18 protein-coding genes, 1 pseudogene and 1 riboswitch are annotated in these 17,194 nt (G+C 51.2%); of the genes and pseudogenes, 8 read left to right on the plus strand and 11 right to left on the minus strand.

Annotated elements, in window-relative coordinates; genetic code table 11:
- Nucleotides 1-2: 2 nt before the first annotated feature.
- The gene (locus AB182_RS33075) at nt 3-284 is read right to left on the minus strand and encodes a hypothetical protein (protein WP_223883648.1); all 282 of its coding nucleotides are present in this window, start codon (nt 282-284) and stop codon (nt 3-5) included.
- Here AB182_RS33075 and AB182_RS15375 point away from each other — a divergent pair.
- Nucleotides 186-1,721 (plus strand): EAL domain-containing protein, encoded by a 1,536-nt coding sequence (locus tag AB182_RS15375; RefSeq protein WP_223883630.1) that lies wholly within the window; start codon nt 186-188, stop codon nt 1,719-1,721. The two genes, AB182_RS33075 and AB182_RS15375, sit on opposite strands and share 99 nt — an antisense overlap.
- A 5-nt stretch (nt 1,722-1,726) precedes the next feature.
- Here the strand turns inward: AB182_RS15375 and yoaE are convergent, their stop codons facing one another.
- Nucleotides 1,727-3,286: a CNNM family cation transport protein YoaE gene (yoaE, locus tag AB182_RS15380; RefSeq protein WP_047370862.1), complete on the minus strand. Its 1,560-nt coding sequence runs from the start codon at nt 3,284-3,286 to the stop codon at nt 1,727-1,729.
- Between the two features lie 442 nt (nt 3,287-3,728).
- Here yoaE and manX point away from each other — a divergent pair, with 442 nt between their 5' ends.
- The 5 genes from manX to mntP all read left to right on the plus strand — a co-directional run bounded on the left by manX (nt 3,729) and on the right by mntP (nt 7,874).
- On the plus strand, nt 3,729-4,688 hold the full coding sequence (gene manX / locus AB182_RS15385) for a PTS mannose transporter subunit IIAB (RefSeq protein ID WP_047370863.1): 960 nt from the start codon (nt 3,729-3,731) through the stop codon (nt 4,686-4,688).
- A gap of 60 nt (nt 4,689-4,748) precedes the next feature.
- Nucleotides 4,749-5,549, plus strand: a complete 801-nt coding sequence (gene manY, locus AB182_RS15390) for a PTS mannose transporter subunit IIC (RefSeq protein ID WP_047370864.1) — start codon at nt 4,749-4,751, stop codon at nt 5,547-5,549.
- Nucleotides 5,550-5,561: 12 nt separating this feature from the next.
- Nucleotides 5,562-6,416 carry a PTS mannose transporter subunit IID gene (locus AB182_RS15395; protein WP_047370865.1) on the plus strand — a complete coding sequence of 285 codons (855 nt, stop codon included), beginning with the start codon at nt 5,562-5,564 and terminating at the stop codon, nt 6,414-6,416.
- Nucleotides 6,417-6,470: 54 nt separating this feature from the next.
- Nucleotides 6,471-6,929, plus strand: coding sequence for a DUF986 family protein (locus tag AB182_RS15400; protein ID WP_047370866.1), 459 nt, complete (start codon nt 6,471-6,473; stop codon nt 6,927-6,929).
- Between the two features lie 196 nt (nt 6,930-7,125).
- Nucleotides 7,126-7,301: riboswitch (yybP-ykoY riboswitch) on the plus strand.
- Nucleotides 7,302-7,307: 6 nt separating this feature from the next.
- Complete coding sequence (mntP, locus tag AB182_RS15405) at nt 7,308-7,874, plus strand: manganese efflux pump MntP (protein ID WP_047370867.1); 567 nt, start codon at nt 7,308-7,310, stop codon at nt 7,872-7,874.
- On the opposite strand, the gene rlmA is transcribed toward mntP, so the two are convergent.
- From rlmA to mgrB, 6 genes and pseudogenes are all read right to left on the minus strand, one after another.
- Nucleotides 7,871-8,686, minus strand: a complete 816-nt coding sequence (gene rlmA / locus AB182_RS15410) for a 23S rRNA (guanine(745)-N(1))-methyltransferase (protein ID WP_047370868.1) — start codon at nt 8,684-8,686, stop codon at nt 7,871-7,873. The two genes, mntP and rlmA, sit on opposite strands and share 4 nt — an antisense overlap.
- 151 nt (nt 8,687-8,837) lie before the next feature.
- Nucleotides 8,838-9,047, minus strand: coding sequence for a transcription antiterminator/RNA stability regulator CspE (cspE, locus tag AB182_RS15415; RefSeq protein WP_001062678.1), 210 nt, complete (start codon nt 9,045-9,047; stop codon nt 8,838-8,840).
- 12 nt (nt 9,048-9,059) lie between these two features.
- A pseudogene (locus tag AB182_RS30720) lies at nt 9,060-9,204 on the minus strand (DUF2627 domain-containing protein).
- Nucleotides 9,205-9,710: 506 nt separating this feature from the next.
- Nucleotides 9,711-10,712 carry an MBL fold metallo-hydrolase gene (locus AB182_RS15420; protein WP_047370869.1) on the minus strand — a complete coding sequence of 334 codons (1,002 nt, stop codon included), beginning with the start codon at nt 10,710-10,712 and terminating at the stop codon, nt 9,711-9,713.
- Nucleotides 10,713-10,733: 21 nt separating this feature from the next.
- The gene (locus tag AB182_RS15425; RefSeq protein WP_047370870.1) at nt 10,734-11,021 is read right to left on the minus strand and encodes a YebO family protein; all 288 of its coding nucleotides are present in this window, start codon (nt 11,019-11,021) and stop codon (nt 10,734-10,736) included.
- Nucleotides 11,022-11,095: 74 nt separating this feature from the next.
- Complete coding sequence (gene mgrB, locus AB182_RS30725; RefSeq protein WP_071845892.1) at nt 11,096-11,239, minus strand: PhoP/PhoQ regulator MgrB; 144 nt, start codon at nt 11,237-11,239, stop codon at nt 11,096-11,098.
- A gap of 158 nt (nt 11,240-11,397) precedes the next feature.
- Here mgrB and AB182_RS15430 point away from each other — a divergent pair, with 158 nt between their 5' ends.
- Nucleotides 11,398-11,637 carry a YobH family protein gene (locus tag AB182_RS15430; RefSeq protein WP_047370871.1) on the plus strand — a complete coding sequence of 80 codons (240 nt, stop codon included), beginning with the start codon at nt 11,398-11,400 and terminating at the stop codon, nt 11,635-11,637.
- Between the two features lie 33 nt (nt 11,638-11,670).
- On the opposite strand, the gene kdgR is transcribed toward AB182_RS15430, so the two are convergent.
- Nucleotides 11,671-12,462: a DNA-binding transcriptional regulator KdgR gene (gene kdgR / locus AB182_RS15435; protein WP_039079539.1), complete on the minus strand. Its 792-nt coding sequence runs from the start codon at nt 12,460-12,462 to the stop codon at nt 11,671-11,673.
- A 177-nt stretch (nt 12,463-12,639) separates the two neighbouring features.
- Here kdgR and AB182_RS15440 point away from each other — a divergent pair, with 177 nt between their 5' ends.
- Entirely contained in the window at nt 12,640-14,010 is a 1,371-nt protein-coding gene (locus AB182_RS15440) for an MFS transporter (protein WP_047370872.1), read from the plus strand.
- Between the two features lie 45 nt (nt 14,011-14,055).
- Here the strand turns inward: AB182_RS15440 and htpX are convergent, their stop codons facing one another.
- Together htpX and prc are read right to left on the minus strand one after the other, a co-directional pair.
- Entirely contained in the window at nt 14,056-14,937 is an 882-nt protein-coding gene (htpX, locus tag AB182_RS15445; RefSeq protein WP_047370873.1) for a protease HtpX, read from the minus strand.
- 193 nt (nt 14,938-15,130) lie between these two features.
- Nucleotides 15,131-17,179 (minus strand): carboxy terminal-processing peptidase, encoded by a 2,049-nt coding sequence (prc, locus tag AB182_RS15450; protein WP_047370874.1) that lies wholly within the window; start codon nt 17,177-17,179, stop codon nt 15,131-15,133.
- Nucleotides 17,180-17,194 lie beyond the last annotated feature (15 nt).

Here is a 17,194-nt window from a genome sequence, read left to right on the forward strand (position 1 = left end):
GTTTATAGCCCTTCTACGACAGAAGGGCTAAATTCTCTGCCTTTTCTCATCGTCTTTCCGCTTTCCCAACTACACTTTCTTTGTTCTGGCAGAAATTCCAGGTCAGTGGCTTTTAAGGCGGTCACGGCATGCAAACAGCACAGAGAATTATAAAAAGCTATCGACGCAAAAGGCTGATCATTTGCATAGCCATGGCACTCATTACGCTCATTTGCACCCTTGCCGTCCGATTTATTTCGGAGCGCAATTTTAATCAGCAAAAAATCGTCGCGTTCACCTCCCATGCCGTCGAATCCTTCGACAAATTATTGCTCCCCCTCGAACTTCAGCGGGAGGTGGTCATGCCGCTTGTTGGCCTTCCCTGCGCCAGCGCGCATTTGTCATTACGTAAACAGGCCGCAAGCTTACAGACCGTGCGTTCAATCGGCCTGGTCAAGGACGGTATATTGTATTGTTCCAGTATTTTTGGAAATCGGGATATCCCAATCCATCAACTCCAGCCCGCATTACCATCAACAAAGCCAGTTATGGTTCTTTCCACCGATCACTCGCTCCTGAAAAACAGCCCGGTAATGATTATGTGGTATCCCACCTCGACCGATGGTCAGAGCGGCATCACGGAGGTGGTGAACATCGATTTACTGAGCAATTTAATGCTGGAGCCCGATGAACCCTTGATCACTTCTGCCAGCCTGAGTGTGGAGAACCGACATCTTGTCTATGGACATGGCGTCACCAACAGCCTGCCAGCGCTGAACAATGAAGATCGCTTTCAACTCGCCTCCGGGCATTTCCCATTTGTTATCAGCGCAACCGGGCCTGGCGCAGGAACACTGGCTTTACGTCACCTGCCGTCGCAATTACCGCTGGCGCTCATTCTCAGTCTGCTGATTGGCTATCTTGCCTGGCTGGCGACGGCCAGTCGCATGAGTTTCTCCTGGGAGATCAATCTCGGCCTCGCCGCGCGCGAATTTGAGTTGTTTTGCCAGCCGTTGCTCAATGCCGACACCCAAAAATGCGTCGGCGTTGAGATCCTGCTGCGCTGGAATAATCCCCGTCAGGGCTGGATATCCCCGGAGGTCTTTATTCCTATTGCCGAAGAGCACCATTTGATCGCCCCGCTGACACGCTATGTGATGGCCGAAACGCAGCGTCAGCTGGGATTTTTCCCGGCGGACAGCCGGTTTCAGATTGGTATGAATGTTGCCCCCAGCCATCTGCGCCAGGGCGAATTACTCAAGGATCTTAATCTTTTTTGGTATAGCGCCAATCCCGTACAACAGCTCGTGATTGAAATTACCGAGCGCGATGCGCTGCAGGATGTGGATTACCGTATGGTGCGCGAACTCCACCGGAAAGGCGCCAAAATTGCCATCGATGATTTCGGCACCGGGAACAGTTCGCTGTCCTGGCTTGAACGGCTGCGCCCGGATGTGCTGAAAATCGATAAATCGTTCACGATGGCGATTGGCACGGATGCGGTGAACTCCACCGTAACAGATATGATTATCGCACTCGGTCAGCGTCTGAATATTGAACTGGTTGCGGAAGGGGTAGAAAACCCCCGCCAGGCGCAGCATTTGCGCCAGCAGGGGGTGCATATATTGCAGGGTTTTTTGTACGCCCGCCCCATGCCGATTAAAGAGTTTCCCCGCTGGCTGGCGGGATGGGCTTCCCCGCCGGCACGGCGTCGCGGCCTGATGATGCCGCTTATGCCATAGTGAGATTACTCTTCTTCGTCATGAAGCGTTCGCTCTTTAACAACACGTACCAGGTCGACACGATAATCGTTGGCTTCGATAACGCTGATATGCAGCGGCGCGAGCTCCAGCCTGTCGCCAGGACGGGGGATCTGACCATTAATGGCGATCACCAGCCCCGCTACCGTCGCAATATCCTCCTGGTCATTGACCAGCGTATCCAGGCCAAGCGTGTGCTGGAGCGCATGCAAATCGGTGGTGCCTTTCACCAGCCAGCCATCGCCATCCGGGACGATTTCCGGGGTTTCATCAGCATCCGGGAACTCACCCGCAATCGCTTCCAGGACGTCCAGCGGCGTGACCAGCCCCTGCACTACGCCAAATTCATTGGTCACGATGACGAAGCTGCCGCGCGCACGACGTAACACAGCGAGCAGTTTGATCGGATCGAGCGTTTCCGGCACCACAATCGCCGGTGACTCAGAGGCCATGGCAGCCACATCCGTCCCCTCATCCAGTGCGACCAACATCTCTTTGGCGCGAACAATACCCAGTACTTCGTCGAGTTCACCACGGCAGACCGGAAACAGGCTGTGCGGTGAGGAGAGAAGCTGCTGGCGGATCTCTTCTACGCTCAGGTTGGCATCGACCCAGCTGATTTCACCGCGGGGTGTCATAATACTGCGCAGCGAGCGCGAGGCCAGCGTCAGTACGCCATTGATCATGTAGCGTTCTTCATCGGCAAACGCCCCTTCCGGCACCGGCACAGGCGACTGGTTATCGTTATCCTGTGTTTGGCTGGCCTGGCGTTTGCCCCCCATCAGACGCAAAATCGCATCGGCAGTCCGCGCACGCAGCGGCAGCGTCGACTGATGACGAATAAAGTTACGCCGCGCAATCTGGTTGAACAGCTCGATGATGATCGAGAAGCCAATCGCCGCATACAGATAGCCTTTCGGAATATGGAAGCCAAACCCTTCTGCGACCAGGCTTAGACCAATCATCAGCAGGAAGCTCAGACAGAGCACCACCACGGTAGGATGTTGGTTAACAAAGCGTGTCAGCGGTTTGGAGGCCAGCAGCATCACCGCCATGGCTATCACCACAGCCGCCATCATGACCGGGAGATGATTCACCATCCCGACCGCGGTAATCACCGCATCAAGCGAGAACACGGCATCAAGAATAACAATCTGTACTACCACCACCCAGAAACTGGCATATCCTTTACCTTGTCCTTCATCGTGCTGACGATTTTCCAGCCGTTCATGTAGCTCGGTCGTTGCTTTAAACAGCAGGAATATCCCCCCGAGCAGCATGATCAAATCACGGCCGGAGAAGGTGAAATCCCAGACGGAGAAGAGCGGTTTTGTCAGTGTTACCATCCAGGAGATGAGAGACAGCAGGCCTAAGCGCATCACCAGCGCCAGGGAAAGACCTATCAGGCGTGCTTTATCTCGCTGCTTTGGCGGCAGTTTATCGGCAAGGATCGCGATAAACACCAGGTTATCAATACCAAGAACGATTTCCAGAACGACAAGTGTCAACAACCCCGCCCATATCGAGGGGTCCATTAAGAATTCCATGGCAAGCTCCGGCTAAAGGCATGATGAGTCCGCGCGTAATATTGCGCAGGCATAATGACAACAAGGGGGTTCAAGGATAAAGCATGGCTGGCGCAAACAGGCCAAAGGGGGAACTGACGTCGGTGACGGTCCATACGGCGGGCTACTGCCCTATACTCCTGATAATTTAAACGGATGCTAAACATATCAGAGAGACTTTGGATTTTGCAAAGATTTACCTGAATTTGCATTTTGAGAGATATTTTTCGCTTCGAAATTTCCCGGACGCTAAAGCTAAATTACGGATGTTCATCACATAAATTATTTTTTCACTATCTAAAATAATTCCCGGAAGTCTTAGTTTTTTCTCTCTAAGCCCTGTCTGAATCGATTCGGGCTGGTGGGGAGATTCCCAATACATCAGTTAATGATGTGTTAACGACAAAAACGAAGGAGGTAGCAAGTGACCATTGCTATTGTGATAGGCACACATGGTTGGGCTGCGGAACAGTTACTCAAAACCGCCGAAATGCTCCTGGGCGAGCAAGAAAACGTCGGTTGGATCGATTTCGTTCCCGGTGAAAACGCCGAAACGTTAATCGAGAAATACAACGCGCAGTTGGAAAAGCTCGATACACATCAGGGCGTGCTATTTCTCGTTGATACATGGGGTGGCAGCCCGTTCAATGCTGCCAGCCGCATTGTCGTCGATAAAGAGCATTATGAAGTGGTGGCTGGCGTCAACATTCCTATGCTTGTAGAAACGCTGATGGCGCGTGACGACACCCCAACCTTTGATGAGCTGGTGGCGGTCGCTGTGGAAACGGGACGCGAAGGCGTGAAAGCGCTTAAAGCCAAACCTGTGGAAAAACCGACACCCATCGCGCCCCCTAAACCGGCGGCTCCCGTAAAACCGATGGGACCGAATGACTATATGGTCATTGGCCTTGCCCGTATCGACGATCGTCTGATCCATGGTCAGGTCGCTACACGCTGGACCAAAGAAACAAACGTGACGCGTATTATCGTCGTCAGTGATGAAGTTGCGGCGGATAACGTACGTAAAACGCTGCTTACACAGGTTGCGCCTCCCGGGGTGACGGCGCACGTGGTTGACGTTGCCAAGATGATCCGTGTTTACAACAACCCGAAATATGCGGGTGAGCGGGTGATGCTGTTGTTTACCAATCCTACTGACGTACTGCGCATTGTCGAAGAAGGGGTGAAAATCACCTCGGTTAACATCGGCGGCATGGCCTACCGGCAGGGGAAAACTCAGGTGAACAACGCGGTTTCGGTGGATGACAAAGACATTGCAGCCTTCAGGAAGCTCAATGAACGCAATATTGAGCTCGAAGTTCGCAAAGTTTCTAACGACCCGAAACTGAAAATGATGGATTTGATTAACAAGGCAGCGAAGTAATCGCGCCGGGTTGGTTGACTCAGTTTCACACTTACGTTTGTTTAGCATAGGAGAAGTACAATGGAGATTACCACTCTTCAGATTGTGCTGGTGTTCGTCGTCGCGTGTATTGCCGGTATGGAATCGGTACTCGATGAATTTCAGTTTCACCGTCCGTTAGTGGCCTGTACGCTGGTGGGTATCGTCCTGGGTGATATGAAAACCGGTATCATCATCGGTGGTACCCTGGAAATGATCGCTCTGGGGTGGATGAACATCGGTGCGGCGGTTGCCCCCGATGCCGCGCTGGCCTCTATCATTTCAACCGTTCTGGTTATTGCAGGACACCAAAGCATTGGCGCCGGTATCGCCCTGGCTATCCCGCTGGCGGCGGCAGGTCAGGTGCTGACCATCATCGTGCGTACGATTACCGTGGCATTCCAGCACGCGGCGGATAAGGCGGCAGAGAACGGCAACCTTACGGCATTGTCCTGGATCCATGTCTCTTCCCTGTTCCTGCAAGCAATGCGTATCGCTATCCCGGCCGTTATCGTTGCCATTTCTGTAGGGACCAGTGAAGTTCAGGGGATGCTGAATGCCATTCCGGAAGTCGTAACAAGCGGTCTGAACATCGCTGGCGGCATGATCGTGGTGGTTGGTTATGCGATGGTCATCAACATGATGCGCGCAGGCTATCTGATGCCATTCTTCTACCTGGGTTTCGTGACGGCGGCGTTTACTAACTTCAACCTTGTTGCGCTCGGTGTAATTGGTGCCGTAATGGCCATCCTCTATATCCAACTGAGCCCGAAATATAACCGCTCTGCTGGCGCGCCTGCACAGGCTGCTGGTAATAACGATCTCGATAACGAACTGGACTAACAGGTGAGCGAAATGGTTGATATGACGACTAAAACTACCACTGAGAAAAAACTCACTCCGGGTGATATTCGTGGCGTGTTCATCCGTTCTAACCTGTTTCAGGGTTCATGGAACTTCGAACGTATGCAGGCGCTGGGTTTCTGCTTCTCTATGGTACCGGCTATCAGACGCCTGTATCCGGAGAACAACGACGCGCGTAAACAAGCTATCAAGCGTCACCTGGAATTTTTTAACACCCATCCTTATGTGGCGGCGCCGGTACTGGGCGTAACCCTGGCGATGGAAGAACAACGTGCAAACGGGGCAGAGATTGACGATGGTGCTATCAACGGTATCAAAGTCGGTCTGATGGGCCCATTGGCGGGCGTTGGCGACCCGATTTTCTGGGGTACCGTACGTCCGGTCTTCGCAGCACTTGGCGCGGGTATCGCCATGAGTGGCAGCCTGCTTGGGCCACTGCTGTTCTTCTTCCTGTTTAACCTGGTGCGTCTGGCAACCCGCTATTACGGCGTGGCGTATGGTTACCGCAAAGGTATCGATATCGTTCAGGATATGGGCGGCGGTTTTCTGCAGAAGCTGACGGAAGGGGCATCCATTCTCGGTCTCTTTGTCATGGGGGCGCTGGTCAACAAGTGGACGCACGTAAACATTCCGCTGGTGGTCTCGCGTATAACCGACCAGACCGGTAAACAAAACGTCACGACAGTGCAAACCATCCTCGATCAGTTGATGCCGGGTCTGGTTCCTCTGCTGCTGACTTTTGCCTGTATGTGGTTGTTACGTAAGAAAGTTAACCCGCTTTGGATCATCGTTGGCTTCTTTGTCATCGGTATTGTGGGATATGCAATTGGCCTGTTAGGTCTGTAATCTGTTGTGTTATAACCGGGGCCTTGCCCCGGTTTTTTATTCTCAGGAGGAACCATGACGCTTACGGACAGCATACTGATGTTGTTTATCGCCGCCCTGCTGGCATTTGCCATTTACGATGAACTTATCCTGCCCCGCCGTCACGGCGATACTCTGCTCGCCCTCCCCTTACTGCGCCGCAGCCGTGTTGATGCGACTATTTTTGTTGGCCTGCTGGTTATCCTTATTTACAACAATGTCACAAATAACGGTACGTCATTAACCACATGGTTATTATCTGCTCTTGCATTATTGGCCATTTATCTTTTTTGGATTCGTATACCCAAAATCATCTTCAAATCGCAGGGATTTTTCTTTTCCAGCGTCTGGATAGAATATAACCGTATTAAGGAGATGAATTTATCTGAAGATGGGGTACTGGTAATGCAATTAGAACAACGGCGCCTGCTTATCCGGGTAAAGAATATTGATGACCTGGAGAAGATATATAAATTATTTATTAATATTCAATAAATTACAGAAACCCTCCCGGCAATTTTTATGTATATTAAATAAGCACAATTATAGCCTTTGCTATATTGCGATCGAGAAATTGCTCAAGATTTTAACGTAATATTCACCTATAAATCTAAATGTTAATCGTTATCAACTGGAAAATGGATTAATAATTCTCTGCTGTTGTTTTATATTCTCAAAATATGTTAAGGTTGCGCCCGTCGTTGGGGAGTAGCCGATTTCCGTTTACTGGAAATGTACGTGTCAACATACTCGTTGCAAAACGTGGCGCGTACGGACTGAATGCAATGCAGTCAGGCGAGACCATTGACACATCAACTGCTGTTTACTGGGGGCAGTGGTGTGTTATATGGAACTCCCGGTCAGGACGCTCGCATGAATTTATCCGCCACCATTCTTCTCGCCTTCGGCATGTCGATGGATGCCTTCGCTGCATCAATCGGTAAAGGGGCGACGCTGCACAAACCCAAATTCTCAGAAGCACTCCGTACCGGCCTGATCTTTGGCGCAATTGAAACCCTGACGCCGCTTATTGGCTGGGGCCTGGGGATGCTTGCCAGCCAGTTTGTGCTGGAGTGGAATCACTGGATTGCCTTTATTTTGCTGATCTTTCTTGGCGGGCGGATGGTGCTGGAAGGATTTCGCGGTGAAACCGACGAACAGACGCAGGCGCCCTGCCGTCACGGCTTCTGGTTGTTAGTTACCACCGCCATTGCCACCAGCCTTGATGCGATGGCTGTCGGTGTCGGCCTGGCATTTTTGCAAGTGAATATTCTGGCCACTGCGCTGGCGATTGGCTGTGCGACACTCATGATGTCCACACTCGGCATGATGATTGGGCGTTACATTGGCCCGCTGCTGGGCAAACGGGCGGAAATTCTTGGCGGTATTGTGCTTATTGGGATCGGTATTGAGATCCTCTGGTCGCATTTCGCGCCTTAATCAACGCGTTGCAGACAATGCAGGGTAAAATCGGTCTGGCAGATAAAGCGCTCTTTTGCTGCCAGTCTCTCCCGGACATCCGGTTTTGCCCTCCAGGCAAAGGGCGTCATTTGTAGTAACGCGACAGCCTCAGCCCCCGTTAATTCCATCTCATAGCTCAGCGATTGCTGCTCTACGACACGAAACCCTTCTATCTCACCCGTATCAGGCGTATGCAACTGCACTTCGCGGTAAATTAACCCTTTCAGCTCCATCAAATGGCGCGGCCCAGGCGCGGCGGTGATAACCCATCCACCCGGTTTTACCACACGTACCAGTTCTTCGGCTTTGCACGGCGCATAAATGCGTACGATAGCGTCAATGCTCTCATTCTGGAAAGGCAGGCGATGGCTGGAGGCAACGCAAAACATCACATCGGAGTAACGTTTTGCGGCTGCACGTATGGCCGCTTTTGAAACATCGAGTCCAAACATCCGGGCTTCTTTGCTCTGCGCTACGCCGGCAAAGGACCGGGTGTAGTACCCCTCCCCACAGCCAATGTCCAGTATTGCCTCTGCTGGCGCAGACAGGCGCATCTGTAGCTGTAGCGCGATCGCATCGCGCAGCCGCTGGTAGTGTCCGGCATCAAGAAATGCCCGACGCGCCTGCATCATTTCCGCGCTGTCACCCGGATCCCGCGAACGCTTGTGCTGTACGGGCAGTAGATTGACGTACCCTTCTTTTGCTATGTCGAACTGGTGGCGTTGTGAACATGAAAAACTCTGTTCGGAACGCGTTAAGGGGGCGTGACAAAGTGGGCAACTGAAGGGCATGGCAACTCCGTAACTCTTTAAAGGACGCAAGTTTACCGCCAATCATCGCATCGGGGAATGCGAAGCAGAAATTAAAAAGCCCCGCACAATGGCGAGGCTTTTCGCTGACATTGATACGCCGGTGGCGTCTCAAGTACCAGTGGTTTTGAAATTAGATAGCAGTTACGTTAACAGCTGCCGGGCCTTTCTGGCCGTCCTGAATTTCAAACTCAACGTTCTGGCCTTCGGCCAGAGTTTTGAAGCCGTTACCCTGGATTGCAGAGAAGTGTACGAATACATCTTTGCTGCCGTCAGCAGGAGTAATGAAACCAAAACCTTTGGACTCGTTGAACCACTTAACTTGACCTTTAATCTTTGCCATTTGCAATATTCCTTAATGTATATACTTCGCCCGTAGGCATTAACTGAGATAAAACTGAGACATTACTGCTTGAGGCACTAATATAAGGTTCGGCAGAGAAGCGGTATTCAACGATAACGTGTTTACTCAGGACTTCTTTACTGAAAATGCCACACATAAACAGAACTGTACCTCGTTTGACCCAAAACGTGTTATCACACACAACGTAAATTATGGCAAGCCATTTTTAAAAAGGCCTGGATCCGTCGCACAAATTCTAAAGTTATCAATACAACCAATGCAGATTTATGCATAGAAGGTAACCTCATTACGACAGGCAACCAGCCTTCTGGCCCACGTTGATAACCCATCTTTTTTACCATAGCTCAATGAGTTCCATTCGTCCACGTGGGGGGATAAAAATATTACGGCATAGCTTATATCACTTACTGCATTAACGCATAGGTATGCCATTTTTCGCACATCAGGAACGCCTGAAATGCGCCCCTCTCGCAACTAATCAAATGCGGTGGTTTACCATCGAATATTTGTTGTGCAATTAAGCAGAAGTGTGCACCAAAATAATGAAAGTCTGATGACAGTGCCTCATAAAAAGGCAATAAAAACGTTTCGATAAAAATAAAAAATATTTAACTTGTTCTAAATAATAAATTAGTAGCAGTGCTATTCGCCTGTATTTTGCAAAGATAAATACTGACCAATTTTCAGCGTCATGAAGTTAGTAACGTCATCTGCCGTTTCGCTTAATGCGTTATCTAACTCGCGCAGCGGCTCATCCAGTGATTCATCCGCCAGTTCAAAAACACCCCAGTGAACAGGAAACGACAGAGGTTTACCCAACTGCTGCCATAACGTTACCGCCTGTTGTGGATCCATATGGTTGTAGGCCATGAACCAACGAGGAGCGTATGCACCAATAGGGAGCGCTGCCAGGCTTAACGGCCCCAAACGCTGTGGGATCGCCAGCAAGTCTTCGCTGTAACCGGTATCGCCAGGAAACCAGAACCGTTGCGCGCTATTTTCGATAACCCAACCACACCACAAGACGGAATTGCGATCCCATGGGGTACGCATACTCCAGTGTTGCGCGGGCACCGCCGTATACACAAGTCCCTGGAATACCACGCTTTGCCACCAGTCGAGTTCTATCACATTACGTGCGCCCAAACGACGGCACCAGCTTCCCAGACCGAGCGGCACAAAAATCGTCACGTGTGCAAAACGCTGTATGAGCGCGCGCATTGTCCTGACGTCAAGATGATCGTAGTGATTGTGTGAGATAACGATAGTATCGAGCGAAGGAAGTTCGGAAATGGCCAGCGCAGGCGGTGTTCGTCGCTGTGGGCCGACAAAACGTAGAGGCGATGCCCGGTCAGAGAAAACCGGGTCGGTCAAAATATACTGTCCCATCAGGCGTAGCAGGATTGATGAGTGACCTAACCACCAGACTCTGTCATCGTCACCGTTAATTTCTGCATGCTGCCACCATTGCGCAATAAAGCTGGCATATCCCTCTGCAGGCGGACGCGGTAACCCTGCGGCTTTGCGCTCCTGCCGCCAACGCTTTACGTCGCCAGACGCATGACCGCCTGGCGTGAGATTAGTAAATCCGTCGGGGCGATGGTGAGGGAACGCGGCATTAAACCAGGGATTTTTACGCGCCATGCTGCCCTCACCTTGGTGAATTTAACGCTCTGCTACCAGACGGATAAATTCATCGCCTTTGCCTTCTTCTTCAGCGACCGGCGTCGGGGCAACCTCTTTTTCCGGTTCGTTAGATTCGCACAAACGACGCAACAATGCGGTCTGACGTTTTTGTTGATCTAACAATGCTTCGAGCAATTCGATCTGCTCATTAGTCCGCGAACTTGCGCGATTGATAAAGAACCACAGCACCAACCCGACCAGCAACACCACCACCGACACAACAAAAGACGCGATGTTAAGCGCGCCTGAACTCATTAATTCGTTCATTTTACCACCTCAACCAAAGAGGTACATTTTACCACTGGCAAGACGGAAGGACATCATTAACGACAAAAAAGCCCCTACCAGGGGATATATTTATTGATGACGCAAATGCCGCTGAAAAATTGAACATCCTGGTGGCACATTACATTTAGCATTTGAGTCCAGAGTAACAGGCAGACCACCAGTACGGCGATCAGTATTAGCCATCTAAACTTTTTCACTCCACTCTCCGATACTCCACTCTATGTTGCCAGGTTAACATTAGTTCCTTAAACCGCGACTAACTGTATCTCTAATCGGCGTTTTTAGGAATGCTCGGGTGTGCGGTCTCTCGCCGAAGCGGTAGCCTGAAAACAGTATCCAAACGCAAGGAATGAAGATGCGCACTCTTATTCGGGCAATTATTGTCGTGGCGCTGGTCTGGGTTGGTATTTTGCTCAGCGGATATGGCGTGCTGATTGGCAGCCATGAAATTGCCGCCGGTCTGGGATTACAATGTAAATACCTGACAGCCCGGGGCGTCAGCACAGCACAATATGTTCACTCAAGCAGCGGTATTATCGGACTCACGCAATGTCCGGTACTGCGCAAAAGCGAAACGGTTGTCGATAACGGATAAACAAACGCCGCCATCAAGGCGGCGTTTTCACACTCAGAACGGGTAATCGTTATAACCCATCTGTTCAGAAATCTTACGCGCAGCATGGTGGAGCATACTGACATACTCATGCAGGCGTTCCTCGGAGAAACGCAGCGTCGGGAAGGAGATACTCAGCCCGGCAATAACTACGCCGAAACGGTCAAACACGGGCACACCGATGCAACGTAACCCTTCTTCCTGTTCTTCATTATCTTCGCCATAGCCCTGCTGGCGAACAATATCGAGCATCGGCAATAAATCCTCGGTACTGGTAATGGTGCGCTCGGTACTGCGTTTGTACTCTACCCCCTCAAGGATCTGCACCACTTCTTCTTTGTCACGCCACGCCAGCAATACTTTGCCAATCGCGGTGCTATACAGCGGGTTGCGACGACCAATGCGCGAATACATGCGCAGGTTGTACATAGAGTCGATTTTGTGGATATAGACAATGCTGTCTTCATCCAGCGCGCCCAGATGGATAGTCTCTTTGGTCAGTCGAGACAGTTCACGCATCTGAATATCGGCACTGCGGATCAGATCGACGTTTTGCAGCGCACGCGCACCGAGCTCGAACAGTTTAAGAGTCAGAGAGTACTTCTCTGATTCCCCTTCCTGCGCAACATAACCCAGTGATTTCATCGTCTGCAAAAAGCGATATACGGTGCTTTTCGACATCATGACGCGCTGCGAAAGTTCGGTGATCCCGATCTCACGTTCTTCGCCAAGCGCCTGCAGAATGCCAAATACCTTCAGTACAGAAGACACAGAGTCTGGCTGTTTGTCCAAATCTGCAATAGCCATTAGTCACCTCATCGCCCGTGTTTTATAAAAATCAGAATAGTTTTTTATTATAAATTTCTCGCCTGTGCGTCGCAATCCGAGTTTCGCAACTTCGTTACAAATCTGCGATATAAAACCGAAATACGGATGATAGAATCATTATACAAATCATTGAACAAGCAAAACCCAGCTTTTCTCATGAATAAATCCACGCCAGACGGCTTACCGGTTCCACAGCGCTACGGCGCAATATTAACGATTGTTATTGGCATTACCATGGCCGTACTAGACGGCGCCATCGCTAACGTCGCACTACCAACGATTGCCCGGGATCTGCACGCCTCAGCGGCCAGTTCAATTTGGGTCGTCAATGCTTACCAGATAGCGATTGTCATTTCGTTGCTGACGCTATCCTTCCTCGGCGATATGTTCGGCTACCGTCGTGTCTACCAGTGCGGGCTGGTGCTCTTTACGCTGACGTCCCTGTTTTGCGCGCTGTCAGATTCGTTACTCACGCTGACGCTTGCTCGTGTCGCGCAAGGTTTCGGTGGCGCGGCGCTGATGAGTGTGAATACCGCATTAATTCGCCTGATTTACCCACAGCGCCAGTTGGGGCGTGGAATGGGGATCAACTCTTTCGTGGTTGCCGTCTCCTCGGCAGCAGGCCCGACGATTGCCGCCGCCATTCTTTCTATCGCCTCCTGGCAGTGGCTGTTTTTGATTAATGTGCCGCTGGGAATACTCTCGCTGGTACTGGCGCTGCGTTATTTGCCCGCCAATGGCTCACGCAGCGCGATGCCGAAATTTGATCTCCCCAGCGCGGTGATGAACGCATTAACGTTTGGTTTACTGATAACCGCGATGAGCGGATTTGCCCAAGGGCAATCCACCCCTCTGGTGCTTGCTGAAATTGCAGCCATGCTGGTGATCGGCATTTTCTTTGTACGTCGACAACTGCGTTTACCGGTGCCGCTGTTACCCATAGACCTGTTGCGCATCCCACTGTTCTCATTATCGATTTGTACGTCAATCTGCTCTTTTTGCGCACAAATGCTGGCTCTCGTTTCCCTGCCCTTCTTTATGCAATCGATACTTGGGCGCAGCGAAGTGGAAACGGGTCTGCTGTTAACGCCGTGGCCGTTAGCCACCATGGTGATGGCGCCGCTGGCAGGTTATCTGATTGAACGTGTCCATGCCGGGCTATTAGGTGCGCTGGGGTTGGCTATGATGGCATGCGGCTTATTTGCGCTGGCGATGCTGCCAGCAGCGCCTGCCGATGTGGATATTATCTGGCGAATGGCCCTTTGCGGGGCAGGATTTGGCCTGTTCCAGTCACCCAACAACCATACCATCATCAGCTCCGCACCGCGTCAGCGTAGCGGTGGAGCCAGTGGAATGCTGGGTACCGCCCGTCTGTTAGGGCAGAGTTTCGGCGCGGCACTGGTGGCGTTACTCTTGAACCTGTTTGATAAAAACGGGACACATACATCACTCCTGCTCGCAGGCATACTGGCAACCGTCGCCGCTATCATCAGCGGTTTGCGGATCACACAGCCGCGGACTGCATAAAAAAAGCGCGTCATATGACGCGCTTTTTTATTTCAGGCAAACGCCTTATTTGAGATAAGCCCCGCTACGCAGTGCTTCAATACGTTTGTCGAGCGGCGGGTGAGTCATAAACAGTTCGCTTAACGATTTAGACTTACCGTTGATGCAAAATGCCATCATGCTACTGGCTTCCTGCGGCTCATAGCTGGTTTTCAGGCGCTGGAGCGCGGCAATCATTTTTTCACGACCAACGAGTTTTGCAGAACCCGCATCAGCATGGAATTCACGATAACGTGAGAACCACATGGTGATAATGCTGGCCAGAATACCAAACACCAGCTCCAGTACGGTGGCCACGGCAAAGTAGATTAGTGGGTTACCGTTGCTCTCTTCGCCGTCATCGCGGTTGCCGCTAAGAAAGCCTGATGCAATCTGCGCGAGAATGCGCGAGATGAAGATAACGAAGGTGTTCACCACCCCCTGAATCAGGGTCATCGTGACCATATCGCCATTTGCGATGTGACTAATTTCGTGGGCAATCACCGCTTCGGCTTCATCACGGCTCATATTCTGCAGAAGCCCGGTACTGACCGCGACCAGCGATGCATCACGGCGGGCGCCTGTCGCGAATGCGTTGATATCCGGTGCATGGTAGATTGCCACCTGCGGCATAGCGATACCGGCCTGACGAGACTGATTCGCAACTGTATTCATCAACCAGCGTTCCATGTCGTTACGTGGTTGTTCAATAACCTCACCGCCTACGGATTTCAGTGCCATCCATTTAGACATCAGCAGTGAAACAAAAGAGCCGCCAAAACCAAACAGCAGCGCCATAATCAACAATCCCTGCACGCTGCTCGACTGAATGCCCGTCAGGCTAAGCACCAGGCCGAACACCAGCATGACGGCAAGGTTAGTCAACAGGAAGAGCGCGATACGCATCATAATTTTCTTTTAACCTCTAATTAACAAAACGCACTATGCGATTACCCACATCGTATGGTTAATCCGGCTATTTTCAAGCACCAGAACGCCGTAAGTCACCAGAAAGACACAACTTTACATTTTGTAGCATAATGCTTACGCCATCTGGAGCTTGTTAAAAAAACAGGCACAATTTCTTGTGCCTGTTGGAAGGTTATTTTGCGGGAGCGGGGTCAGCCGCCGGGGTATCTTTTTCAAGATGGGCAAGGTCCAAAGCAATATGGACGGTCTCATCAAGATAAGGATCCGGCTCCTGGTAATCTTTCGGCAGATCTTCCAGTTTTTTCAGCTGCGGTTTGCCTTCACGTTTGAAGCGATCGTTGAGGCGACTGAGACGAATAGCGTCGTCTTCGGCGTTCTCTTTTTCACGCTGCGCATAGTTTAGCGACACGATATTCTTTTTCTCTTTCAGGGCATTGAAGCGAGCAATGTCCTTCATGATGTACTGGAATTCCGGGTCCTTCGCAATGCGCTCATCATGTTCCTGCAGCAGCTGCGGGCCAAACGGTTTCATGTCGCCATACTTCGTAAAGTTGGCCGCATTGATGCTATCCCACGGCAGTGCATTATCTTCAAACTTCTCGCCGGTTTCCGTCTCTTGCGTCCCCGTCGGCATAATGATATCCGGCGTGACGCCCTTACGCTGTGTACTGCCGCCATTAACGCGATAGAACTTCTGAATGGTGTACTGTACGGAACCCAACGCTGGCCATTCCGGGCGCAACATCTGATCGTAAATACGGTTCAGCGAGCGATACTGTTGAACAGTGCCTTTACCGAAGGTGGGCTCACCGACGATCAGTGCACGTCCATAATCCTGCATCGCAGCAGCAAATATTTCGGATGCCGAGGCACTGAAGCGGTCGACCAGCACCACCAGCGGGCCTTTGTAATAGACCACGCCATCGGTATCGCTGTCTTCACGGACTTTGCCATTATTGTCGCGAACCTGAACCACAGGACCTGACGGAATAAACAGACCGGAAAGGGAAACGGCTTCCGTTAATGCGCCGCCACCGTTGGTGCGCAGATCAATCACGACGCTGCTAACGTTCTGTTTTTCGAGTTTCTGCAACTGAACCTTGACGTCATCGGTCAGACCCACATAGAAACCAGGAATATCCAGTACGCCAACTTTTTCTTTGCCGACCGTTTTCACCGACATTTTCACCGCACGGTCTTCCAGACGAATACGCTCGCGGGTCAGCGTCACAATCCGCGTCTTCGTTCCTTTACCCGCAGGCAGAATTTCGAGGCGAACTTTGCTGCCTTTTGGACCTTTGATCAACGCAACAACATCATCAAGACGCCAGCCAATGACATCGACCATATTCTGGCCCGTCTGCCCGACACCTACGATACGATCGCCCACGCTGATGGCTTTGCTCTTCGCTGCCGGACCACCCGCCACCATCGAATTGATAACGGTATAGTCGTCATCCATCTGCAAAACGGCGCCGATACCTTCCAGAGAAAGGCTCATCTCGGTGTTGAACTGCTCAGTGTTGCGCGGCGACAGATAGTTAGTATGCGGATCAATTTCACGGGCAAACGACGTCATCGCCAGTGAGAACACATCTTCACTATTCGTTTGCACCAGCCGACGAATGGCAAATTTATAACGACGCGTCAGGGTGTCGCGGATCTCTTTCTCATCTTTACCGGTGAGCTTGAGACTCAACTCGTCATATTTGACTTTGCCATCCCAAAGGGCGTTAAGCTCGGATTCATCCTTTGGCCATGGCGCTTTACTGCGGTCAAGGTTGAAGGTGTCGTTGCCAGAAAAATCCATCGGCCGCTCCAGCACTTTCAGTGCGTACTGGTAACGTTCGAAACGGCGTTTTTGCGCAAGATTGTAGAGATCGTAGAAAACATCCAGTTTACCGGTGCGGAGTTCATCACCTAACTGCGTTTTTTTCTGCGCAAATTGTGCAACGTCGCTGGCCAGAAGCACATTATGACTGTAGTCCAGCAAATTGAGGTAACGATCAAAGATCTTTGCCGAAAAGGCCTGATCCAAATCGAATTGACGGTAGTGAGAACGGGTAAACCGCGAAGTCACTCGCTCACTGACCGTCGCGTGCTGAGGCTCTTCCTTTAATACCGGAATTTGATCGGCACGGGTAATATCTTCCACCGCGAAAACCTGGCCTGTTATTAATAACAGACCAGCCAACGCTGTGCGCTTAAACAAAGTGTTCATGCCAGGCCAGGCCTC

Origin of the sequence: Phytobacter ursingii (assembly GCF_001022135.1) — a bacterium.
Taxonomy (GTDB): domain Bacteria; phylum Pseudomonadota; class Gammaproteobacteria; order Enterobacterales; family Enterobacteriaceae; genus Phytobacter; species Phytobacter ursingii.

What these genes read in the sequence shown, in the direction of transcription:
- AB182_RS33075 (WP_223883648.1), bottom strand. Translation starts at nt 284, where the DNA reads ATGGGAGGTGAACGCGACGATTTTTTGCTGATTAAAATTGCGCTCCGA.
- yoaE (WP_047370862.1), bottom strand. Translation starts at nt 3,286, where the DNA reads ATGGAATTCTTAATGGACCCCTCGATATGGGCGGGGTTGTTGACACTT.
- manY (WP_047370864.1), top strand. Translation starts at nt 4,749, where the DNA reads ATGGAGATTACCACTCTTCAGATTGTGCTGGTGTTCGTCGTCGCGTGT.
- AB182_RS15395 (WP_047370865.1), top strand. Translation starts at nt 5,562, where the DNA reads ATGGTTGATATGACGACTAAAACTACCACTGAGAAAAAACTCACTCCG.
- AB182_RS15400 (WP_047370866.1), top strand. Translation starts at nt 6,471, where the DNA reads ATGACGCTTACGGACAGCATACTGATGTTGTTTATCGCCGCCCTGCTG.
- mntP (WP_047370867.1), top strand. Translation starts at nt 7,308, where the DNA reads ATGAATTTATCCGCCACCATTCTTCTCGCCTTCGGCATGTCGATGGAT.
- rlmA (WP_047370868.1), bottom strand. Translation starts at nt 8,686, where the DNA reads ATGCCCTTCAGTTGCCCACTTTGTCACGCCCCCTTAACGCGTTCCGAA.
- cspE (WP_001062678.1), bottom strand. Translation starts at nt 9,047, where the DNA reads ATGGCAAAGATTAAAGGTCAAGTTAAGTGGTTCAACGAGTCCAAAGGT.
- AB182_RS15420 (WP_047370869.1), bottom strand. Translation starts at nt 10,712, where the DNA reads ATGGCGCGTAAAAATCCCTGGTTTAATGCCGCGTTCCCTCACCATCGC.
- AB182_RS15425 (WP_047370870.1), bottom strand. Translation starts at nt 11,021, where the DNA reads ATGAACGAATTAATGAGTTCAGGCGCGCTTAACATCGCGTCTTTTGTT.
- AB182_RS15430 (WP_047370871.1), top strand. Translation starts at nt 11,398, where the DNA reads ATGCGCACTCTTATTCGGGCAATTATTGTCGTGGCGCTGGTCTGGGTT.
- kdgR (WP_039079539.1), bottom strand. Translation starts at nt 12,462, where the DNA reads ATGGCTATTGCAGATTTGGACAAACAGCCAGACTCTGTGTCTTCTGTA.
- AB182_RS15440 (WP_047370872.1), top strand. Translation starts at nt 12,640, where the DNA reads ATGAATAAATCCACGCCAGACGGCTTACCGGTTCCACAGCGCTACGGC.
- htpX (WP_047370873.1), bottom strand. Translation starts at nt 14,937, where the DNA reads ATGATGCGTATCGCGCTCTTCCTGTTGACTAACCTTGCCGTCATGCTG.
- prc (WP_047370874.1), bottom strand. Translation starts at nt 17,179, where the DNA reads ATGAACACTTTGTTTAAGCGCACAGCGTTGGCTGGTCTGTTATTAATA.